Source organism: Pseudomonas sp. (assembly GCF_049645325.1).
Taxonomy (GTDB): Bacteria; Pseudomonadota; Gammaproteobacteria; order Pseudomonadales; family Pseudomonadaceae; genus Aquipseudomonas.
Genome location: NZ_JBARTQ010000014.1, coordinates 1 through 2727, shown reverse-complemented (window position 1 = coordinate 2727; position 2727 = coordinate 1). Strand labels below are relative to the sequence as shown.

Below are 2727 nucleotides of genomic sequence, written 5' to 3'. Positions count from 1 at the left end.
TTCAAACCCCACCCACTAACTTCCCTCCATCCATCCTCCTCTTATAAGCACTGTCCCGACTCGCCAACCAGAAATACAACGGCGACGTCACCACCAACCCCACCACCCAGGACAAATCCGCGCCATTAATGTGTTCCGAAATCGGCCCCACATACAGCGGCGTGTTCATGAACGGAATCTGCACCGCAATCCCGATCGCGTACGCCAGCAGCGCCTGCGGGTTGTACTTGCCGTAAATCCCGCCATCGACGCGGAAGATCGACGCAATGTCGTACTTGCCTTTGTGAATCGCGTAAAAGTCGATCAGGTTGATCGCTGTCCACGGCACCAGTACCACGAGCAGCACCAGCACCATGTCGACGAAGTGGCCGATGAAGTCTTTGGAGGCGAACACGGCGGCGATAGCGCAGGCGGCGAGCACGAGGATTGAGATCACCGCGCGGCTTTTGGCGGTGGGGATCCAGTGGTAGGCGAAGGTTTGCACCAGGGTGATGATCGACAGCACGGCGCCGTAGAGGTTGAGGGCGTTGTGGCTGATCACGCTGAGCAAAAACAGCAGGAGCATGAGTGGACCGATGGCGCCGGTGGCGAGTTTGACGGCGTCCATGGTGTCCATGCCGACCGGCGTGGCGAGTACGGCGACGGCGCCGAAGATGAAGGCCAGGCTGGAGCCGAGCACGGTGCCCAGGTAGGTGGTCCAGAAGGTGGAGGCGACGGGCACGTCGGCGGGCAGGTAACGGGAATAGTCGGACACGTACGGGGCGAAGGCGATCTGCCACAGGGCCGCGAGGGACACGGTGGCCAGCCAGCCGGAAATGTTGAAGCTGCCGCGGGTCAGAAAATCTGTGGTCTGCACGTGGGTGAAGATGTAGCCGAAGCCCAGCACGATGCCGGCGCCGAGCACCCAGGTGCCGATGCGGTTGAGCACGTGGATGAAGCGGTAGCCGATGATGCCGATGATGCCGGAACCCAAGGCGCCGATGACGATGCCGACGGGCACGGGCACGCTGTCGACCACGCCGTGCAGGGATTTACCCGCGAGCACGATGTTGGAGGCGAAGAAGCCGATGTACATGACGCCGGCGATCACCACCACCAGCAGGGCGCCGAGGGAGCCGAACTGGGCGCGGCTCTGGATCATTTGCGGGATGCCCATTTGCGGGCCCTGCGCCGAGTGCAGCGCCATCAGCACGCCGCCGACCAGGTGGCCGACGAGGATGGCGACGATGCCCCACACCAGGTTGAGGTGGAACAGTTGCACACCCAGCGCGCCGGTGACGATCGGCAACGGCGCGATGTTGCCGCCGAACCACAGGGTGAACAGGTCTCTTACCTTTCCATGGCGGTCTTCGGGGGGCACGTACCCGATCGTGTGTTTTTCAATCAGCGGGGCGGTGGGTGTTGCAGTGGTGACCATGACGAACTCCAAGGCAAGGTGAGTACGTTGACGTACTTCGCTGTGCGGCGCGTGGGCGACGCTTTGTTGTTGGAGTGATCATCTGCAATGGGCGCGGGGAGGTAAATTAGTAAGTTTGTTGCTATAGACCTTAAAAAAAGTATCTCGCCGGATTTTTTGCTCCGGTATGTTGCAGGTGCTTGAATCAGTGTGGAAAAGCCGTTTTTCATGCACGTGTTTGGGGCGAAGTCCCACGTTTTGGAGGTCCCGATGGCCGCTTATAACCTGCGCCAGCTTAGATATTTTGTCACCACGGCCGAGTGCGGCAGCGTCGCCGAGGCCTCGCGCAAGCTGTATATCGCGCAGCCGTCGGTGTCGACCGCGATCAAGCAGCTGGAAGACAGCTTTGGTGTGCAGCTGTTTATCCGTCATCACGCCCAGGGGGTTTCGCTGACGCCGAGTGGCGCGCGGTTTTATCGCAAGGCGCTGGAGCTGTTGCGGGTGGCGCATGAGTTTGAGCAAAACGCGCTGGCTGACAATGACGTGGTGGCGGGGCAGATCGATATTGGCTGCTTTGAAACGGTGGCGCCGTTGTATTTGCCGCGCTTGATTGCGGGGTTCAAGGCGCGGTGGCCGGGGGTGGAAATCCGCATTCGCGATGGCGAGCAGCAAGAGCTGGTGCAGGCGCTGACGGCGGGCAGTATTGATGTGGCGATGCTGTTTGAGCATGACCTGGGCGGCACGATTGAAACCACGCCATTGATGCCGCCGCAGCAGCCGTACGCGTTGTTGCCGGCGGATCATCGCTTTGCGCAGCAGGCCAAGGTGTCGCTGGCGGATTTGGTGCTGGAGCCGATGATTTTGCTCGACGTGCTGCCGAGCCGCACGTACTTCGTGAGCATCTTTGAAGAGCGCGGGTTGACGCCGAATATCGTGTTCAGCTCGCCGTCGATCGAGATGGTGCGCGGGATGGTCGGCAGGGGGTTTGGGTTTTCGATTTTGGTGACCAAGCCGTTTACCGAGTACACCTATGACGGGCAGAAAGTGGTGTGTGTGCCGTTGGCGGAGACGGTGACGGGGTCAGGGTTGTCGGCGGTGTGGCTGCGCCGGGCGCCGTTGACCAAGCCGGTGCAGCTGTTTGTGGATTACTGCCGGGAAGAGCTCGCGCGTTTGCTGGGCTGAGCCTGGAATGCCATCTCATAAACAATGAAGATTCCACAGTGGGAAACCCAATGTGGGAGCTGGCTTGCCTGCGATAGCCATAAGTATCTACACATCGTTGTAGTGAGCGGGCTTGCCCCGCGCTGGGCTGCGAAGCGGCCCCAAACCAG

General features: G+C 60.7%; 2 protein-coding genes. One reads left to right on the top strand and one right to left on the bottom strand.

Features of this window, described 5'->3' with window-relative positions:
* Nucleotide 1: 1 nt before the first annotated feature.
* Nucleotides 2–1417, bottom strand: coding sequence for a purine-cytosine permease family protein (locus tag WBB95_RS00405; RefSeq protein WP_424485794.1), 1416 nt, complete (start codon nucleotides 1415–1417; stop codon nucleotides 2–4).
* Between the two features lie 249 nt (nucleotides 1418–1666).
* Here WBB95_RS00405 and WBB95_RS00400 point away from each other — a divergent pair, with 249 nt between their 5' ends.
* Nucleotides 1667–2578 (top strand): LysR substrate-binding domain-containing protein, encoded by a 912-nt coding sequence (locus WBB95_RS00400; RefSeq protein WP_025857480.1) that lies wholly within the window; start codon nucleotides 1667–1669, stop codon nucleotides 2576–2578.
* Nucleotides 2579–2727: the final 149 nt, after the last annotated feature.

Bases quoted from the DNA above. Each gene is read 5' to 3' on its own strand.
- WBB95_RS00405 (WP_424485794.1), bottom strand. From the start codon at position 1,417: ATGGTCACCACTGCAACACCCACCGCCCCGCTGATTGAAAAACACACG.
- WBB95_RS00400 (WP_025857480.1), top strand. From the start codon at position 1,667: ATGGCCGCTTATAACCTGCGCCAGCTTAGATATTTTGTCACCACGGCC.